The 19,540-nt window shown below is 38.9% G+C and carries 14 protein-coding genes; 10 read left to right on the plus strand and 4 right to left on the minus strand.

Annotated elements, in window-relative coordinates:
- The first annotated feature begins 7 nt into the window (after positions 1-7).
- A complete protein-coding gene (locus FF105_RS04615; RefSeq protein ID WP_290046371.1) occupies positions 8-4,474 on the plus strand; it encodes a glycoside hydrolase family 70 protein in 4,467 nt (1,488 codons plus the stop codon).
- Between the two features lie 380 nt (positions 4,475-4,854).
- On the opposite strand, the gene FF105_RS04620 is transcribed toward FF105_RS04615, so the two are convergent.
- Complete coding sequence (locus FF105_RS04620) at positions 4,855-5,058, minus strand: hypothetical protein (RefSeq protein ID WP_010278811.1); 204 nt, start codon at positions 5,056-5,058, stop codon at positions 4,855-4,857.
- 558 nt (positions 5,059-5,616) lie between these two features.
- On the opposite strand from FF105_RS04620, the gene FF105_RS04625 reads away from it, so the two are divergent.
- Positions 5,617-6,357: a helix-turn-helix domain-containing protein gene (locus FF105_RS04625; RefSeq protein ID WP_228935025.1), complete on the plus strand. Its 741-nt coding sequence runs from the start codon at positions 5,617-5,619 to the stop codon at positions 6,355-6,357.
- 36 nt (positions 6,358-6,393) lie between these two features.
- On the opposite strand, the gene FF105_RS04630 is transcribed toward FF105_RS04625, so the two are convergent.
- Entirely contained in the window at positions 6,394-7,284 is an 891-nt protein-coding gene (locus FF105_RS04630) for a metal ABC transporter solute-binding protein (protein ID WP_010278808.1), read from the minus strand.
- Positions 7,281-7,718, minus strand: a complete 438-nt coding sequence (locus FF105_RS04635; protein WP_010278803.1) for a MarR family winged helix-turn-helix transcriptional regulator — start codon at positions 7,716-7,718, stop codon at positions 7,281-7,283. The genes FF105_RS04630 and FF105_RS04635 overlap by 4 nt, the downstream gene beginning before the upstream one ends.
- 95 nt (positions 7,719-7,813) lie before the next feature.
- Between FF105_RS04635 and FF105_RS04640 the strand changes: the two genes are divergently transcribed.
- Positions 7,814-8,743, plus strand: a complete 930-nt coding sequence (locus FF105_RS04640) for a D-alanyl-D-alanine carboxypeptidase family protein (protein ID WP_031941009.1) — start codon at positions 7,814-7,816, stop codon at positions 8,741-8,743.
- Between the two features lie 50 nt (positions 8,744-8,793).
- On the opposite strand, the gene zwf is transcribed toward FF105_RS04640, so the two are convergent.
- Entirely contained in the window at positions 8,794-10,254 is a 1,461-nt protein-coding gene (gene zwf / locus FF105_RS04645; protein ID WP_010278795.1) for a glucose-6-phosphate dehydrogenase, read from the minus strand.
- Between the two features lie 186 nt (positions 10,255-10,440).
- Here zwf and FF105_RS04650 point away from each other — a divergent pair, with 186 nt between their 5' ends.
- The 7 genes from FF105_RS04650 to FF105_RS04680 all read left to right on the plus strand — a co-directional run bounded on the left by FF105_RS04650 (position 10,441) and on the right by FF105_RS04680 (position 19,305).
- The gene (locus tag FF105_RS04650; RefSeq protein ID WP_010278782.1) at positions 10,441-10,587 is read left to right on the plus strand and encodes a hypothetical protein; all 147 of its coding nucleotides are present in this window, start codon (positions 10,441-10,443) and stop codon (positions 10,585-10,587) included.
- 93 nt (positions 10,588-10,680) lie between these two features.
- Positions 10,681-11,895 (plus strand): MFS transporter, encoded by a 1,215-nt coding sequence (locus tag FF105_RS04655; RefSeq protein ID WP_010278779.1) that lies wholly within the window; start codon positions 10,681-10,683, stop codon positions 11,893-11,895.
- Between the two features lie 113 nt (positions 11,896-12,008).
- Positions 12,009-13,151 carry a trans-sulfuration enzyme family protein gene (locus FF105_RS04660; protein WP_290046373.1) on the plus strand — a complete coding sequence of 381 codons (1,143 nt, stop codon included), beginning with the start codon at positions 12,009-12,011 and terminating at the stop codon, positions 13,149-13,151.
- A gap of 311 nt (positions 13,152-13,462) precedes the next feature.
- The gene (locus FF105_RS04665) at positions 13,463-14,818 is read left to right on the plus strand and encodes a Na+/H+ antiporter NhaC family protein (RefSeq protein WP_010278771.1); all 1,356 of its coding nucleotides are present in this window, start codon (positions 13,463-13,465) and stop codon (positions 14,816-14,818) included.
- A gap of 34 nt (positions 14,819-14,852) precedes the next feature.
- Positions 14,853-15,299 carry a hypothetical protein gene (locus tag FF105_RS04670; protein WP_010278767.1) on the plus strand — a complete coding sequence of 149 codons (447 nt, stop codon included), beginning with the start codon at positions 14,853-14,855 and terminating at the stop codon, positions 15,297-15,299.
- Positions 15,300-15,325: 26 nt separating this feature from the next.
- Positions 15,326-17,134 carry a DNA helicase RecQ gene (gene recQ / locus FF105_RS04675; protein ID WP_031941008.1) on the plus strand — a complete coding sequence of 603 codons (1,809 nt, stop codon included), beginning with the start codon at positions 15,326-15,328 and terminating at the stop codon, positions 17,132-17,134.
- A 1,301-nt stretch (positions 17,135-18,435) separates the two neighbouring features.
- Positions 18,436-19,305, plus strand: coding sequence for an Rgg/GadR/MutR family transcriptional regulator (locus tag FF105_RS04680; protein WP_010278759.1), 870 nt, complete (start codon positions 18,436-18,438; stop codon positions 19,303-19,305).
- Positions 19,306-19,540: the final 235 nt, after the last annotated feature.

Raw genomic sequence — 19,540 nt, forward strand, 5'->3', positions numbered from 1 at the left:
GAGTATTATGAGAGAGAAATCCGTGGCAAGAAAGAAGCTTTATAAGGCAAAAAAAAGTTGGGTGGTAGCTGGGTTGACTACTGCTTTTTTGATGGTGAATCAAGCCAGTGTAAGTGCTGATCAAAATGTAAATGATCCATCGGTTGCAACAACGACGCAGAATGTAGTAACAGATCAGGACACTAGTATTGATGCGTCTGTAGCGACGACAGTTAATCCAAATTTGGATGATACTCAAGCTGATAACACCAATATTCAGACGCCAACAGATCAAAATGATGAGTCAAAAGACACCACGCCAAAAGTTGAAACAAAAGTTGAAACAGGCGATACAACGAATAGCCAATCAACAGAAGCTCAGGAAACAACAGCTCAAACTAATAATGACGTAGAAACACCACAAAATAGTGATGCAGCGATTGAGACAGGATTATTGACAACAAATAATCAGATCAGATACGTTAATCCTGATGGCACAGTTTTGACAGGCGCATACAAAACAATTAATGGTAATACCTATTATTTTGATGACGACAGTGGCGTTGCACTGGTTGGGCTACACAAAATTGGAGATACCCTTAAGGGATTTAGTCTTAATGGTGTCCAAGTCAAAGGAGATTATTTAACGGCAGCCAACGGAGATAAATATTACTTTGATTCCAACGGTAATGCGGTATCCGGAGTGCAACAAATTAATGGCAAGACCTATTATTTTGACAGCACTGGTAAATTAATGAAGGGTTACACAGCAGTATTAAATGGTGTCGTAACTTTCTTCAATAGCACAACTGGTGAAGCAGATAATACTGATGCCTCAACCATTAAAACTGGCGTTACAATCGACAACTCGGATTACACAGTTCATAATGCTGCCTATGATAATACAGCCGCCAGCTTTGATAATATCAATGGCTATCTGACGGCAGAAAGTTGGTACAGACCTAAAGAAATATTGGAAAATGGTGAGTCATGGCGGCCATCTACTGCTGAGGATAAACGTCCCATTTTAATCACTTGGCAACCGGATATTGTGACCGAGGTCAATTATCTCAACATGATGGCTGCAAATGGTTTGCTCTCGATTAACGCACCATTTACAACCGCTAGTGATCTTGCCATTATGAATGACGCTGTGAGAGCTGTTCAAAAAAATATTGAGATGCGAATTAGCCAAGAAAAATCAACCGACTGGTTAAAAGCGTTGATGACTCAGTTTATTAATACACAACCACAGTGGAACGAGGTGAGTGAATCACCAAGCAATGATCACTTACAAGGTGGTGCATTAACGTATGTCAATAGTCCATTGACGCCTGATGCTAATTCGAATTTTCGTTTGCTTAATCGAACTCCGACTAATCAATCTGGTACAACGCGTTATGACACTGATAAATCTAAAGGTGGGTTTGAATTATTATTAGCAAATGATGTTGATAATTCCAATCCAGTAGTTCAAGCTGAACAACTTAACTGGTTGTACTATTTAATGAATTTTGGTTCAATTACAGCTAATGATCCAACGGCTAATTTCGATGGTATTAGAGTTGATGCTGTTGATAACGTGGACGCTGATTTGTTGCAGATCGCTTCTGATTACTTTAAATTAGCTTACGGCACCAGTTTATCTGACACAAATGCTAACCAACATTTATCGATTTTGGAAGATTGGTCTGCTAATGATGCGGAATACATGTCAAAAACGGGTAGTAATCAATTGACAATGGACACGTATACGCAGCAACAATTACTCTTTTCATTGACAAAACAAGTTGGTAATCGTGCTGACATGCGACGCTTCCTAGAATACTTTATGATTAATCGTGCCAACGATTCAACCGAAAATGTTGCGACGCCAAATTACTCATTTGTTCGTGCACATGACAGTGAAGTTCAAACGGTAATTGCTACAATAATTAAAGATTTACATCCTGATGTGGTGAATAGTCTTGCGCCAACTCAAGCGCAATTAGAAGAGGCATTTGCCGTGTATAACGCTGATATGAATCGGGTGGATAAACAATATACCCAATACAATATGCCAAGTGCTTATGCCATGCTTTTGACCAATAAAGATACGATTCCACGTGTGTATTATGGTGATTTATATACAGATGATGGTGAGTATATGGGCACGCAAACACCCTATTATGATGCTATCGTTAATTTATTGCAGTCTCGCGTTAAATATGTTGCAGGTGGACAGTCAATGGCGGTTGATCAACATGATATTTTAACAAGTGTGCGTTATGGCAAAAATTTGGCTGACGCTAATGCGACATCAGATGATTTAACCAGTATTAACTCAGGTATAGGTGTTATTGTTTCTAATAATCCCAACCTTTCGTTGGCGTCTGGTGAAACCGTCGTGCTCCATATGGGCATTGCACATGCAAATCAAGTTTATCGTGAGATACTTGAGACAACCGACAACGGTATTGCAAATAATACCGATATTTTTAAAACAACAGACAGTAATGGGGACTTGATTTTCACTGCTTCTGAAATTCATGGCTATAGTAATGTTCAAGTATCTGGCTTCTTATCAGTTTGGGCGCCTAAAGATGCTACGGATGATCAAGATGTACGTACTGCTGCTAGTGAATCGACTTCTAATGATGGCAATACGCTTCATTCAAATGCTGCCTTAGATTCCAACCTAATTTATGAAGGCTTTTCAAACTTTCAATCAACACCTCAGTCAGAAAGTGAATTTGCAAATGTCAAAATAGCTGCTAATGTTAATCTGTTCAAATCTTGGGGTGTCACGAGTTTCCAAATGGCACCGCAATATCGCTCGAGCACCGATACAAGCTTTTTGGATTCCATTATTCAAAATGGTTATGCCTTCACTGATCGTTACGATTTGGGATTTGAAACGCCAACGAAGTATGGAACCGATCAGCAATTGCGTGATGCGATTAAAGCATTGCATGCTAATGGCATACAAGCAATGGCTGACTTTGTGCCAGACCAGATTTATAATTTGCCTCAAACAGAACTGGTGTCTGTATCACGCACCGATAGTCTTGGTAATCAGTCAGCCAATTCAAATGCAGCCAATGTATTGTATGTATCTCACACAGTTGGTGGTGGCGAATATCAAAGTAAATATGGTGGTGAGTTCTTAGCAATTATTAAGTCTAAATATCCAAGTTTATTCAAAACAATTCAGGTTTCGACAGGACTGCCAATTGATGATTCAACTAAGATTAAAGAGTGGTCGGCAAAATACTTTAATGGTTCAAATATTCAAGGACGTGGTTTTGGATATGTGCTATCTGATGGTGGTACGCAGAATTACTTTAAAGTGATTTCGAACAGTACAGATGATGACTTTTTGCCTAATCAGCTGACTGGAAAACCCACAATGACAGGCTTTGAACAAACAAGTAAGGGTATTGTATATTACTCTAAGAGTGGTATTCAGGCTAAAAATCAATTCGTCAAAGATGATGTTTCTGGCAATTACTATTATTTCAATAAAAATGGTCTGATGACAGTTGGTAGTAAGACAATCAATGGTAAAAACTATATGTTTTTGCCAAATGGTGTAGAGTTGCGGGGATCCTTTTTACAAACAGCGGATGGGACCGTCAATTACTATGCGACTAATGGGGCACAGGTTCAGGATAGTTACGTGACCGACACAGAAGGTAATAGTTATTACTTTGATGGTGATGGGGAAATGGTAACTGGTACTTATACAGTTGATGGACATGCGCAATATTTTGATGTGAATGGTGTTCAAACAAAAGGTGCCATCATTACTCTTGGCGGTGTGCAACGCTATTATCAAGCTGGGAATGGTAATTTGGCAACGAATCAATATGTCAGTTACAACAACAGCTGGTACTATGCCAACACCAAGGGCGAGTTAGTGACTGGTGTTCAAAGTATTAATGGTAACGTTCAATATTTTGCCAGCAATGGGCAACAAATTAAAGGTCAAATTGTTGTGACTGGTAATCAGAAAAGTTATTACGATGCAAACACTGGAAATCTTATCAAAAATGACTTTTTGACACCGGATCAAGGTAAAACTTGGTATTATGCCGATCAAGATGGTAATCTTGTGGTAGGTGCGCAAGAGGTTAATGGTCACAAGCTGTATTTTGATGATAATGGGATACAAATCAAAGACCAAATCATCTCAAATGATGGGCAACAATATTATTATCAAGGTGGTAATGGTGATTTAGTCACAAATCGATATATCAGTTACAATGATAGTTGGTATTACGCCGACGCAACAGGTGTTCTTGTAACAGGTCAACAAATTATCAACGGTGAAACGCAATACTTTAGGACAGATGGTCGCCAAGTAAAGGGCCAAATTATTGCTGATGGTGATAAACAGCATTATTACGACGCAGATTCAGGCAATTTGGTTAAAAATAATTTTGTCACAGTCGATCAAGGTAAAACATGGTACTATGCTGATCAAGATGGTAATCTCTCACTGGTTGACCGATAAGGTGACTGAATCACTGTAGCTGACTTAACTAAACATTAAAGGTAACAGTAGGAATGTGCTGTTACCTTTTGTCAATCAAATATATGTAAGCGCTTGCAAATATAGAAGAGACATGCTATAATTTAGGTAGAGATTAGGAGGAGATCCTAATAACATTCAGATTTGTTGACGCCGTCAGTGACGATGGCAGGAATGGATTTCTTTCAATCTAGGAACGACTTACTTAGTGAAAATTGGTTAGTACCATTATGAAAATAGTTGTGTATTCTGGCTAGTTTGAAAATTAATAATATTTGCTCAGGCACTTGGCTTGAGGAATATTGTTGCTGGGTAAGTTGTTTTTTTGTTTTGACCCTTTTTGGTGAAATTAAGTCGTCTTTTTAGCCCAAAAAAGTTAGAATTTCTACAATACCAAACACAGCTAACAATGCTGTGAAAAAGAAACCGTACAAGTATCCAAACACTCTAAAAGGACTATCTGTTTTTGCAGCGTATGTGCGATAGGTTATAAACGCTTTGCGTGAGGCAAAACCTTGCCAAACGGCGGCCGACAGCAGTAACAGACCAACAATTAATTGCCACATAAATAACACCTCCCTTCTGAGTAAAATGATGTTAATTGGGTGAAACGGAACCGTGGATATTGCCGTGACCTGTTGTCAACAAGCATGAATTTGTCCCAATGAGTTATTTCATACTGCCCAATAAGAAAACAAAAGGTATTACCGCCGTTACTATAAAGAAAAGGATGTTAACATAGTCAATTTTTTTAGTGTTCATAATGTTTATCCTACACTGTTGCGCTAGTTTTTCATGTTTTTAAAAATCATAGGAAGCGCTTACAATTTAATTGTATAGCTACTAATATCATAATTCAACTATATATGTCATGAAACGATAATTAATGTTCTAAAATAACGATTTTAATTAAGCGATTATCCGTTATGACAAACTATATTGGAATCTCAAAAGCGCTGAATCAACTATTTATTAGGTTTTGTCCGATAAATAGGTACGTTTTATGCAAGAATTTATATTAATAAAATGATATCATTTAAGGAATAAAATAGTTGCCGTTTATTAGTGTGATTGATAATTATGCCGTTAATTGGCACAAAGGTAATTAGAGTATTGGGAGAACAATGTTGATTATTGGAGAACGCATCAAGTTATTGAGAAAAACAAAAAAATTGACCCAAATAGATCTAGCAAAGACAATATTTGTTTCTTATCAGCTAGTGTCAAAGTGGGAAAGAAACCTAAGTGAACCGACGGCAGAAATGATGTTTACGATTATCGATAAATATCAACTACCTTTCGATTTTTTTTTGGACCCAGTGACCCAGCAAACGCAACATACAGCAAGAGAGAGAATTTTAAATGCCTTTTTAGAAAGTATGATTGCCTCGTATGACAAGAAACCAACTATCAACAAGGTTGCACAAGTTGCTGCATTGGAACCCGAACATGTGGCGCTTTATTTTGCTAATTCGGATGAATTAATCTATGAATTTTTCAACGAAGTTGATCGCAATATCAAAATTGAAATTGAAGCACAAGTTGCCTCACACCATGACTTGATTACTATTTTTATCAATAATATGGCCCCTTTACTTTATGCTAAGCGAGTGCCATTGCACGTTTTATACACGCGACCATACATTAAAGGGATTTGGCTGGCATTTATTAAATCAAAGTATAAACGAATTTTGTTAGCACATCATCAAGTGGACGAGCAAGAAGGATTGGCATTAGAGTATTTAATTGAAGTTTTAACAGCCTTTATATCTGTTTGGCTCAGTCAACCCAATCCAGAGCCGTTGAAAGCATTCCAGAGTCGTATGAGACGCTTAACCGGAAATAATATTAACCAATGGTTATAAAAAAACAGCAACTGCTGCTTTTAACGTTGCTGAATTTTATTTCGTAATTTTGGCAATATGTTGCAGTTCAGATAACTGCCATGACACGTAATTTTCGCCATTAGGGAGTGTTTCAGTGACGTTTACAACTGGTATGCCATGTGTTTTAGCTAGACTAATGATGTTACTGACGATCGTGCTGGAGGTTTGTTTGTTGTTAACAATAAAAGCGATTTGGTGATTCTCAATAGCTGATCTAAGTGACGCTAATGTTGTGGGGGAAGGATCATTACCCGCTTCAATTGCTTCAGAAAAATCTGAATCCATGACGTGATAGCCCAGTGCTTTTAGCATGTACTCAAAAACAGGTTCTGTTTGCGCAACTGATTGACCGTTAGAGTCTTGTGAGATTTGGGTGATTAATGATTGAATTGGCTTTAAGCTGGCAATATATTTTTTGGCATTTTTTTGAAAATCAGCTTTGTGGGCTGGATCTTCTTTGCCGAGTTGTTTTGCGAGATACTGTGCTGTTTTAATCATGGTTTCTGGATTATTCCAGAGATGAGGATTACTGCCAGTTTTTTGCTTTAAAACAGTTTCACCAACACGAATGAGCTTTGCTTGGTCAGAAGCCTTAGCTAATTTATTAAGCCATGTGTCGTAACCCAGTCCATTTGCCAAAGCAATATCCGCTTGACTGACTTGTTTTGCGACTGCTGTTGTTGGCTCGTAATCCTCGGGTGAAATGTTTTGATTTTTAATAATAGCGGTGGCTTTACCATGCGATCCGACAACTGCTTGCGCTAATTCGGCATAGAAATCAGTAGATGCGACAATTGTTATTTGATGATGCGTGCTGTTTTTTGAGGATGGGTGTTGTCCTTTAATAAGGGCGAAGCCCATAACAATAATCATGATGGTAGCCAATAAGGCGATAACTTTTTTCATTGGTTGTCTCCAATCTGGTTAAGTTGTTTCAAAAATTTCGTAATGGTCTTTTGTTGCTTAGGGGTGAAATTGGTCATAATTGTATTGAGGTGATCTAACATGGATTGATGGGCAGACTCATGGCGCAATGCTAATTGTTCACCACTCGGTGTTAATGAATAAAAAGTGCTACGCTTATCTGTTTCATTGATTGTCGCAATGACATAGTGATGAGCGATGAGATTTTTGATGGCTTTTGTGATGGCCGGACGTGATAATTCAACCGCTGTGGCAAGTTGTGTGTTAGTCAGTGACTGAGTGCGTAATAACATGAGCAAATGAGCTTGTGTCGCGTTGATATTTTGCCCCGCTGTACTTGTAATGACTTCTGAGTGACTAGCATATTCTTGTACGAAATGATTAAGTGCCGTCATGATTTCATTTGTTTCAGACATATATTCTCCAATACTTAACCGGTTAATTAACTAGTTAAGTATATCTTGTCCGACTAAAGATTGTCAATCATCAGTTTTTGAGTACAATTAGACTTATGAAAAAAGTAGGCTTAATAATCGTGGCCATGGTGGGCATAATGGGTGTTTTTTGGATCACTAATGTGGTCAATCAAACACATCATGATGAACCCAAAAGAACATTACAAATTAAAAAAATGAAACAACTGAAGGTCAAAAAATTGACAACAACAGCTTCAGCAGCAGTTGTCTTAAATCGTGATACTGGCCAATTAGTAGGGACTAAAAACGGTACGCGACCATTAGCAATTGCCTCGATTAGCAAGTTAATGACTGGGTATTTAACGTTGGAGAAATTAGCAATGACAGACATGATTGAACCATCTGCTAATACAGTTAAAATTGGTGAAGAACCTGAATTAGAAGCTGTTCCGTTGGACGCTGGAACCACTTATCGGACTGGTGATTTACTCAATGCAGCCTTGCAATTATCTGCTAATGATGCCGCGATTGCCTTAGGAGATGAAATAAGCGGTTCACAGGCACGTTTTGCAAAGTTAATGACAGCAACCGTCAAGCAATGGGATATTAAAACAGCAAAATGGTATAACGCTGCGGGCATACGTAATGATGAAATGGAAGATGACAAAGTCAACGCACCAAATAATGCTGAAAACATGATGTCTGCAATTGATGTTGCCAAAATGAGCGAGCAAATTTTGAAGCATCAGCCAAAAATAATAGCAATATTGAGTCAAACAACGAGTACTTTCAATGGCACAACTCAAGCGTCAAATTTTTCACTAATGAATAACTATTTTAGTCAGACAAAATATCAGGTCACGGGTGGTAAATTAGGTGTTTCTGTTAAATCTGGTGTGTCATTTGTTGGGTTCTTTACGTACAAAAAGCATCACTTTGTTACTGTTGTGCTGCATGCGGATCAGTACAAAAACTTAGCGGCTGTTTTTCGTGAAACAAAACGGATTCTTGATGAAACTGTGTAAATTGGGCAATAAAAAAACGATCACAATCGATCGTTTTTTTGGGGCTTTAATTAACCTTTAAACACCCAAGCATCACCATTGGCAGCCAATAATTTATCGGATGCTTCAGGACCCATTGAGCCCGACTTGTAAGTTTCAAGTGGTGCTTTATCTGCGGTATAAACGGCTGAAATAGCATCAACGAACTTCCAAGCGATTGAAACGCCATTCCAGTCAGCGAAGTTAGAGCCATCACCATTCATAGTGTCGTGAATCATACGTTCGTATGGTTCTGGCGTGTTCTTCTTATCTTCGTCAGATACAGTCCAACCTAAGTCAATTGTACGTGTGTTGAAAGCATCTTCAACTGACTTGGCGTTCAACTTCAATTCGATAGCACCCTTTGGATCAATGATAATTGACAAGACAGCTTCTTGTGCTTCTTGTTCTGAACCAAAGTTAAACGTGCCAGCCTTAAAGACGATATCAACCCGTGTCTGTTTAGCAGCTAAGCGCTTACCTGAACGGACATAGAATGGGACACCCTCCCAACGTGGCAAATCAAATTGCAATTCGCCGGCGATGAAGGTATTGTTTTTAGAATCAGCAGGTACGTCTAATTCTTCAAGGTATGGCTTGAAGTCAGCTGAATCACCGGCACCATATTGTGCACGAACAAAGTATTTGTTAACTTCTGCTTCATCATAGATCTTCAAAGCATTAAAGGCTGCGTTTTTAGCGGCACGAATGTCTTTGTCAGTGAATGATTCTGGTTTTTCCATGGCTAACCAACCAACAATTTGCATGGTGTGGTTTTGAATCATGTCAAGCAATGCACCGGCTGTGTCATAGTAGCCGGCACGTTCTTCGACACCCAAGACTTCTGACAATGTTACTTGAACGTTCTTGATGTAATCCTTGTTCCAAGCAGCATCGAAAATTGGGTTACCAAAGCGAAGGGCAGCAATGTTTTGAACCATTTCCTTACCAAGGTAGTGGTCAATACGGAATAGTTGGTTATCATCAAATGCGTTTTCCAAGTCATTTTGGAGTTCGGCAGCTGTGTCATATGATGTACCGAAAGGCTTTTCAATCATCAAACGGTTGTAACCAGTGTCAGCTAGTAGGCCTTCTGACTTAAGATATTTGGCAATTGTACCAAAGAAACGTGGCGCAACTGACATATAGAAAATGCGGTTGCCATCGATATCAAATTTGTCGGCAGCTTCTTCAATCGCCTCTTTTAAAACAGCGTATGAAGCAGCATCTGTTACGTCGTGTGCACGGTATGAGAAATGTTCGATGAACGCCTCAGCTTGTGCTTGATCGTCAGTGAAATCTTTAATTGAATCACGAACCAATTGTTTGAATTCGTCATCATTGAGGGCTTGACGGGCCGTTCCAACAATGGCAAAATGCTTTTGCAAGTAGCCTTTTTTATAAAGATTGAAAACTGATGGGTAAAGCTTACGCTTGGCCAAGTCACCAGTGCCACCAAAGAAAGTTACTAACGTCTTGATTTCTGAAACCATGATGTACCCCTTATTTTTAGTTAAATTCACTTTTCATTATAGCGCAAAATAGCGGAAAAAGTAACCGTTTTCAGCGTTTTTTAAACGTTTATCATCTAAAATTGGATATCTGTCGTGAAATTTTGCACTTGACCTTATCACCTGTTCGTTACACAATAATAAAAAAGCAAATGAGGAGTACAACAAATGAAATGGTTTTGGATAGGATTAGCTGCCTATTTGATTGTGACATTTACTGTGGGTATTGGTTGGGCATTTGCCGGCTTAATTGTCGCTGGCATGATTTATGTGGTTATTAAACTGATGGCTAACGGGCGCGACTCACGGCGCTAATAAATTGTCTAACCAGTAGGTACTGCGTGTACTGATAGCAACTTTTCATGGTACAATTGGATATTGTAAAAGCACTCAATATTCGGAGAATTTATGCAAATTGACTTAACTGATAGACCGCGGCCACTTAATGAGAAGTGGCTGCTTTTTGGAACATTACTATCAAATACTGGCAACTCAATGATTTGGCCAGTGACAACGCTGTATATGACCGGCGCATTGCACCAGACATTTACGACCGCAGGCATTGTTTTGATGATTGGCTCAATTATCAGCATGATTGGCTCGTTTGTCGGTGGTAAATTATTTGATCACTGGCGACCTTATGAAGCTTTGTTGATAACTAGCTTCATCATTTTAATTGCGGTATCTAGTTTGATTGTGTGGCATGATTGGCCAGCGTTTGCGGGCTTAATTTGGTTGGCTAATTTTGGCATGGGTGTTGAGCAAACGCTAGTTAATTCCTTTGCTACCACTGTTCCGGGTGAAAAAACACGGATTGTTTTCAATAATATGTATATCGTGCTCAATATTGGTGTGGTTTTGGGAACATTGGCTGTGGGCTATCTGTTTGATTATGGTTTTAGTCTGTTGATGATTATCTCATCTGTGTTATATTTTTTCCTAATGTTGATTATTGCGACTAAGTTCAACGTACCGATTACTCATGTGCGCGGGGAAACAGTGATTGTGGATTCGGCAACTGCTACCGTAGAGACGAACCAAGTACGCCCGACTTTTCGTTTGACGCCCTTATTAGTGGGGATTGGTGCCTTATTATTTATTACTTATCTTTCCTATATGTTGTGGGAAACGGTGATGGCACCACACATGAAAGCATTGGGTATGCCAACACGGAATTATGCAGACTTATGGATGATTAACGGCATTACGATTATTTTGTTGCAAAAAGTGGTGTCCGGTTGGGCTAATAAGCATCCTTACCAAATTTCGGTTATTCTTGGTAGTCTGATTTTTGCTTCGAGCTTTTTCTTTTTGATGTTTGTCAAAGAGTTTTGGCAGATTGTGCTAGTGTTTGAACTGTTGACGATTGGTGAAATGCTACAAAGTCCGCAAGTTCCGGCATGGGTTGCTAAGATTACACCAAAAGAAGTTGCTGGGCAGGCACAAGGCTTTGTCTCAATGATGATTAGCTCAGGTCGTGTGATTGGTCCTATTTATTCCGGTATTATGATGGATCGTGGTTTGATGAATATGATGTTTTTGTCTGTGTTTGTGATGATGTTGCTCATCACAGCAAGTCTAGCTTGGACTATTTTCAAGAGCAAACATGTTAAAACATCTTAAAAGGCAGATTGTAGCAATGCAATCTGCTTTTTTTGATAAGCGTACGTTGGCATATAATTGGTAGAACAAGGTACAATAATAACTGATAATTCATTGTAATAAGGAGCAAAAATATGAATATTAGAACGCAGGTAATTCATGGCGGGCATCAAGTTGATCCACAAACAGGTGCTGTTAATATGCCTATTTATCAAACGACAACGTTCAAGCAGACAGAATTAGGAGGTGGCGCGAAGTGGGAATACACACGGTCAGAAAACCCAACGCGCGCCTCTTTGGAAGAATTAATTGCTAGTTTGGAACATGGCACTGCTGGTTTTGCTTTTTCATCTGGTATGAGTGCGATTCATGCAGTAATGAGCACCTTGTCAGCAGGCGATCATATCTTATTGGCTGATGATGTCTATGGTGGTACTTTTCGGTTAGTTAATTCGATATTAGCGCGCTTAGGTATTACGTATGATCAGGTTGACATGGCTGATTTACCAGCAGTCACTAGCGCGTTTACAGCGAATACGAAGATGATTTTTTTGGAAACACCCACGAATCCTTTGTTGAAGTTAGCCGATATCCAAGCGTTGTCATTAATTGCTCATAATCATCAGGCCACTTTGGCAGTCGATAACACATTTGCGACGCCCTATAATCAAGTACCCCTTGACCTTGGTGCAGACTTTGTCGTGCATTCTGGGACCAAATATATCGGTGGTCATTCGGACGTCTTGAGTGGCTTTGTAGTGACAAATGACGATCGACATTCAGCTGAAATCAAACATTTACAAATGTCAATTGGGGCAACTTTGGGTGCGTCAGATAGTTATTTAGTCTTGCGTAGTCTCAAAACATTTGCCCTGCGTATGCGAGCACACAATGATAATGCGCAAGCTTTGTTCAACTGGTTGCAGACGCAATCTCAAGTGGCCAAAATCTATTATCCGGGTGACGCGTCATCGGCGCAATATGCGATTGCGCAAAAACAAATGCATGGTGGTTTTGGTGGGATGATTTCAGTCGAATTACAGGCAGGATTAGATGTCAAAAAATTTGTGGAAAGTCTCAAAATTTTTACATTGGCTGAAAGTCTTGGCGGTGTAGAAAGCTTGGTAGAAGTGCCTGCGGTGACGACACATGCGTCTATTCCGGCTGACATACGTCATGAACACGGCATCACTGATGAACTGATCCGCATTTCAGTTGGTATCGAAGACAGCCAAGATCTAATTGCGGATTTTCAACAAGGTTTGGCACAGCTTTGAACTTTAAAAGTACCACTTGAAAAAAGTAATTGAATCAGTTACACTAGATTTACTTGAAATTAGCACAAATAAGTAAGACGACACTCGGCGTGAAGAGAAGCAGTGGTTGGTGAAAACTGCACAGGTGTCATAATCTGAAGTACAGCTATCCATTTAAGCGTGGCAGCACCATGTTAACAAATGCCAAAGTGATGCGTTTTATGACGCATAAGCTGGGTGGTACCACGGATTCTTAATGAAATGTCAATTCGTCCCTTTGTCATTGTGACGGCAGGGACGTTTTTTATTTGACATAAAATGGAGAGAATACTATGGTTACAAAATTGAAGACTAAAATTTCTGTGACGCTGCTGCTTGTGGCGGTCGCAATTTTAGCAGTGGGTGTGATTGGATTCGGATTATCTCCGATTGCGCCGTTAATGTTGGTAATTGGGCTCATTATTGTTGTTGCACGGTGTTTTGGCGTGAGCTGGCAAGCCAGTCAAAAAGCATTGTTAAGCGGTGTGTCATCTGGTATTGCACCGTTATTTTTGTTCTTATTGATCGGCTCGTTAATTGCACTGTGGTTAGCAACTGGTGTGATTCCAACGATGATTTGGGTTGGCTTTAAATTACTCAGTCCACAACTATTTTTGCCCACAGCTTTATTATCAACAGCAATTGTTGGTACCTTGATTGGTAGTGCTTTTACGACATTATCGACGGTTGGGGTTGCACTAATGGGTGTGGGAACGTTGATGGGATTTGATCCCGCTTTAATTGCTGGAACAGTATTATCTGGGGCAATTTTTGGTGATAAAAGTTCGCCCCTATCAGATTCTACTAATCTAGCTAGCGCGATTTCTGAAACAGATCTGTTTGCACATATTAAAAACTTGATGTGGACAACCTTACCTGCGTTGATTTTGTCACTTGTGATGACTATTATATTGGGATTTGGGCATCAAACAAGTGGGGATGCGACCGCTAAAATTAGCCGTTTATTACCACTACTAGCGCCTACTTGGTGGGCTATTGTACCGCTTGGCTTGTTAGTCATCACAGCCTGGCGAAAAATACCGGCGATTCCGGCTTTGATGATCAATATTTTGATTTCAAGTATCGCTTTTGTAACGCAACATAGTTTGACGGCTTGGGCTGATTTATTGATTAATGGCTTCAAAACAAGTAGCCATAACGCTACTTTGATGGCTTTGATGAATCGTGGTGGCATGTCTGCTATGATGCCAACAGTGATGATGATAATGCTTGCCTTGGCTTTTGGTGGTTTGCTCAGTGGCTTAGGAATTTTGTCGCGTGTCATGGCACCAGTGGTTGTCTATTTAAAAACACAACGTGCGATGATTGTGGCGACATTGTTAACAGGGATTGCGGCGAACTTTTTAGTTGGTGAGCAGTATCTCGCAACCATTTTGCCGGGGCAATTATTCAAAGATAGTTTTAAGCGTGTTGGCTTATCAGCGCTAGCGTTAGGTCGTACGATTGAAGATAGTGGTACTGTAATGAATTATTTGGTGCCGTGGGGCGTTGCCGGCGCTTTTGCAGCGCAAACACTTGGTGTATCAGTGCTTGCTTTTGCGCCATTCACGTTCTTTGCGCTATTTTCACCCGTTATGTCATTGCTTTCGGCTGTGACAGGAATTGGTTTGAAGCAACTTGAAAAATGATATAATTGCGGTAACTGTTTGATGGGGGTATAAAATGTTAATTCGAGATATGGTGCGCACTAAGCCAATTAGTTGGTTGTTATTCATTGTCGGGTCAGATATTATGATGACCTATGGGATTAACATTGCCCATCACAGCCACTTTGTGCGGGCACAAGATTATCCAACAATTGCCAAGTTTGTGGCCATGGATCTCATTAGTTTTGTCTTCATTATGCTTTTTTTTGATTGGCTGCACCACAAATTTGCGCAAGATGGACAAGAAACGTTGATTGATATTGTGTTACGAATTGGTGGTAATCTGATGGCCGCTTATTTTGGTTGGTTTACGATTGGCTTTATCGTTCTACAAGTGATTGATTTTCAAGCACAAACATTCTGGTGGTTGGTTGTGATTTCTGCTGTGCTGGCTGTGATGAATTGGCTATTTAGGCGTGTTTCACCAATCAAATTCCAGCTTAATCCCAGTAAAAATCAGTGATGGTAGCACATGCTATAATGGAAAGTATGCAGAATCAAACGCCGGAAACAATTTTAAAAGAAACTTTTGGATATGACCAGTTCAGAACGGGACAATTGTCAGTCATTAACAAGGTATTAGCGCACAAGCACGCCTTGGCCATCATGCCAACCGGTGGTGGTAAATCCATCACCTATCAGCTGCCAGCCATGATGTTTGAAGGATTGACGTTAGTAATTTCACCACTCATTTCCTTAATGAAGGATCAAGTTGACGGTTTAAATACATTAGGGATCCCAGCAACTTTTTTGAACTCAACAGTCGATGGTCAGGAACAAGCCCAACGCATGTCGGATCTACGTCATGGTGTTTATAAAATGTTGTATGTTGCGCCTGAACGCCTTGAAGTAAAAAGCTTTTTTAGCTTTGTGCAACAGTTACCGGTGGACTTAATTGCCATTGATGAAGCGCACGTTTTGTCGCAATGGGGACACGACTTTAGACCAAGTTACCTCAACATCTTGCCTTTATTGTCCGAAATTCCCGGTAATCCAGCAATTCTTGGTTTGACGGCCACAGCGACTGAACGTGTCCGTGAAAATTTACAAGAGCTTTTGGGCGTTAGTGACGATGACACTGTACTTACTGGATTTGCGCGGGATAATTTGGCGTTGAAAATAGTCCGAAACCAAGATAAACGTGATTATATTGCTAAATATCTGCGTGAAAACGCTGACCAGACTGGGATTATTTATGCGGCAACACGCAAACAAGTCGACGAGTTGACAGCCTATCTGAATAAAATTGGGATTCATGCTGCTCGTTATCATGCGGGCTTGTCAGAAAAGGAAAGACAAAAGCAACAGGAAGCTTTTCTCTATGACGAAAGCCCAGTCATTGTGGCAACGAATGCTTTTGGTATGGGCATTAACAAGCCGAATGTGCGCTACGTCATTCATTATTCAGTACCGGGCAATATTGAAGCATACTACCAAGAAATTGGCCGCGCCGGTCGTGACGGCTTGCCAGCTGAAGCAATTTTGCTGTATGCACCTCAGGATATCCATCTGCAAGAGTTTTTCGTGCAAAAATCAGAAGGTTCCGAAGCCTACAAGCAAAATGAATACGATAAAATTCGTGAAATGAATGCGTATGCGAATACCCAAACGTGTCTTCCACGCTATTTGTTGCAATATTTTGGTGAGACAGTAACACAAGACTGTGGTCGGTGTTCGAACTGTTTAGATGAGCGAGAATTAGTTGATGTGACGGTAGATGCACAAAAGGTCTTAGCTAACGTTATGCGCATGAATCAGCGCTTTGGCAAAACAATGGTTGCCAAAGTGTTGAAAGGTTCTAATGATGCAAGTGTGAAAAAGTACGAGTATTTGCGTGACTTACCCACATTTGGTTTGATGAAAGAGCGCACTTTGAAAGATTTAACTCAGTTTATTGATTATTTGACGGCTGACGGCTACTTGCGTTTTGAAGGAGCAGAATATCCGGTGTTAAAGGTCACTAAACTGGGCGCCGATGTCCTTAAAGGTCAGGGAAATGTTACCAAACGATTGGAAAAGGTTCGCATTCTTCGTCAATCAGCGACGCAAGAGGGCTTGAAATTGTCAGATGATGATAATCGCTTGTTCGCTCAGTTGAAAGAAAAGCGCTTAGCATTGGCGCGTGAGGCCGGCATTCCACCGTTCTTAATTTTCTCCGATAAAACACTCATGGCCATGGCTCAAAATCGGCCACAAACAAACGAAGCATTTTTGGCCATTTCTGGTGTTGGTGAAAAAAAGTTTGATATTTACCATGATGATTTTGCCGCTGTGATTAATGATTATGTTGTTAGTTAAAATGTTGTGAGAGCTGGGTGATGTGGATCCCAATCGTTGAACAAAATACAATTAACTAAAAAACTCATTGGTGAGTTGACGATAGTTAGAAGTTGTTTAAGAATCAAAGCATTCATTGTTGGTGTGAGATTGCTATAATTTAGGTTGGCGTTGGTCGCGTTGAGGGCCATATTTTCAACGAAAAAATGTAAAACGAAATAATAAAGTTCACTGCGACTAAATTTTGCACCAATGCCTTCTAGGTGATGATCAAATCAAAATAGGCTAAGTGATGCATATTTTCAGTTGCATCCGAGCCATTTTGTTGAAGTCTTTTTGGTGAATTGAGGAGACTAAAAAACAAATGACGATCAGAAAGATTGTCATTTGTTTTTTTATTTTTTTGGCGTTAATAATTTCTATCAAGTCACGCTCATATTGAAAAAATTGTTGGCATGAATTGGACTAGATTCAATCAATAATTGATACAATTTGATTTTGATTTAATCTAATAGGATTATAGTATAGGTGTGGTCAGGTATATGACCATACTCTCCCAAATTAATTTCATATTCTCTCTGAATATCTCTTAAACCAGATGAACTCCCTCATCTGGTTTTTCTCTGTTAACTTTTTGTGCAATAAGTATTTATTTGTGCTAAAGGTTTGCAAATTAGGGAGGGGTGGTTGATGGTAATAGGTTAAATTAATAATTATCTTAGGTACGTAAAAGCTTTGTTATATCACAAAGGCTAATAGTCGCGCAAAGCGTGGCTATTACGATGTACTACAGTTACATTAACTAATAAGTTTGGGAATTCCAATTTTTTCGAGCTCATCGCTGGCAGGCGACGAGCTTTTATTTTACACAAACATCCCAACCTGTCAGGGCGAGGTATGTGTAGTATTGACGTTCGTCGAAATACTTTTGCAACTAAATTAACGTTATGGCAACAAAAATTTGCCATAATGCAGCGTTGAAAAGTTGTACTTCATTAATTAATTGTGTTAAGAATATTCACCACCTTTCACGACGTTAAATCTTAAAACACTGTAAAAAACCTAGCAGATCTAGGTTTTTTAGCGATAGCGTTGTTCATAAGTAAATAATTCGGACTATTTTCTTGGTTACTAATTAAACCGAACAGCTGAATAAAATATTAGCACATTGCTAAATGTATGATGTTAATTTCTGAAAATTGGGTACTTAGATAAAATATTAAACTAATTAACGTTCACATCAGAGATTTATGTGATAATTTAAAGTAAAATAAGCGTCAGCAGTTCTTTTTAAAATTAAAATGAACGGAGGGAATAAGTACATGACAAAACGATATGTTGGAGAAATTTTTCAAGAAATTAGAAAGAATCGAGGGCTCACGATTACAGAGGCGGCTGGAAAAGCAGTAGATAGATCCTTCATTTCAAAATTTGAAAATGGACAAACTGACATTTCTTTAACTAAATTGATTCAGATTTTACATAATATTGGTTTAACTTTGTCAGAATTTTCAGAGGAAATTACGCAGAATGAAAATAATTTGGAAATGTTTTTAACCAGGGTGGGGACATTGTTTCACAGTCGTAATTTTGAATCTCTTAAAGAAATGCAACTATCGCAGAAAATTCATTGGCAACAAACGCATAATAAAATTTATAAAGTGAATTTTATACTTATTTCATCGCTGATAAATATCAATCAAAATCCATCTGTTAGCCCTGCTAATGTGCAGTACATTGTAAATTACTTGTTTGATGTTGGTGAATGGCGTTGTTATGAATATCAATTGTTTAGCCGTGTCATACATATATTGCCGATAAATATAATTGATTATTATTTGTCTATCATTGTGACAAAATACAATGATTTGGACAAAGCAATACAGGTTGCCATCATTAAGTCATTAGAAAATCGAATTGTACTGGCTATTGACAATAATGACTTGAAGTTTGGCAACCACTGGTATCAAGTGTTATTAAAGTTTGATATTCCAGATGGTGAAGCTTACTTAACTATTAAAAGAAAATTATTATTAGGAATGTTGTATATTATGGATTCAAGAGAAAGAAGTCGTGGTATACACGTTGTTCAACAACAAATAGCTTTACTCAGAGAAATTGGTTTCGTTCGAATGGCTGCTTACCATCAAGACCAATTAGATCAATTTATACAAGTGCATCATAAAAAGTAATGTTGAATATATTCAACATTTAATTAGCTTAGTTTTGTTAGGATTATACTGATAATATTAAAAATTAAGGAGGCATTTGATTATGTCACAAGAAATTAAGTTTGAGGAAGTTGCTGTTTTGAAGGTTGAGTCATCGCGTAAGTTAGATACTTGCTATGATTTTGAATAAAATTTGAACACTTCTAGAAAATTCGAAACAATTGTTTCGTTTTTTTAATGCTCGCAAGGAGGTCAC

The organism is Leuconostoc sp. UCMA20149, assembly GCF_030400235.1.
Lineage (GTDB): Bacteria > Bacillota > Bacilli > Lactobacillales > Lactobacillaceae > Leuconostoc > Leuconostoc pseudomesenteroides.

Bases quoted from the DNA above. Each gene is read 5' to 3' on its own strand.
- FF105_RS04640 (WP_031941009.1), top strand. From the start codon at position 7,814: ATGAAAAAAGTAGGCTTAATAATCGTGGCCATGGTGGGCATAATGGGT.
- FF105_RS04650 (WP_010278782.1), top strand. From the start codon at position 10,441: ATGAAATGGTTTTGGATAGGATTAGCTGCCTATTTGATTGTGACATTT.
- recQ (WP_031941008.1), top strand. From the start codon at position 15,326: ATGCAGAATCAAACGCCGGAAACAATTTTAAAAGAAACTTTTGGATAT.
- FF105_RS04620 (WP_010278811.1), bottom strand. From the start codon at position 5,058: ATGTGGCAATTAATTGTTGGTCTGTTACTGCTGTCGGCCGCCGTTTGG.
- FF105_RS04680 (WP_010278759.1), top strand. From the start codon at position 18,436: ATGACAAAACGATATGTTGGAGAAATTTTTCAAGAAATTAGAAAGAAT.
- FF105_RS04660 (WP_290046373.1), top strand. From the start codon at position 12,009: ATGAATATTAGAACGCAGGTAATTCATGGCGGGCATCAAGTTGATCCA.
- zwf (WP_010278795.1), bottom strand. From the start codon at position 10,254: ATGGTTTCAGAAATCAAGACGTTAGTAACTTTCTTTGGTGGCACTGGT.
- FF105_RS04655 (WP_010278779.1), top strand. From the start codon at position 10,681: ATGCAAATTGACTTAACTGATAGACCGCGGCCACTTAATGAGAAGTGG.
- FF105_RS04670 (WP_010278767.1), top strand. From the start codon at position 14,853: ATGTTAATTCGAGATATGGTGCGCACTAAGCCAATTAGTTGGTTGTTA.
- FF105_RS04665 (WP_010278771.1), top strand. From the start codon at position 13,463: ATGGTTACAAAATTGAAGACTAAAATTTCTGTGACGCTGCTGCTTGTG.
- FF105_RS04625 (WP_228935025.1), top strand. From the start codon at position 5,617: ATGTTGATTATTGGAGAACGCATCAAGTTATTGAGAAAAACAAAAAAA.
- FF105_RS04630 (WP_010278808.1), bottom strand. From the start codon at position 7,284: ATGAAAAAAGTTATCGCCTTATTGGCTACCATCATGATTATTGTTATG.
- FF105_RS04615 (WP_290046371.1), top strand. From the start codon at position 8: ATGAGAGAGAAATCCGTGGCAAGAAAGAAGCTTTATAAGGCAAAAAAA.
- FF105_RS04635 (WP_010278803.1), bottom strand. From the start codon at position 7,718: ATGTCTGAAACAAATGAAATCATGACGGCACTTAATCATTTCGTACAA.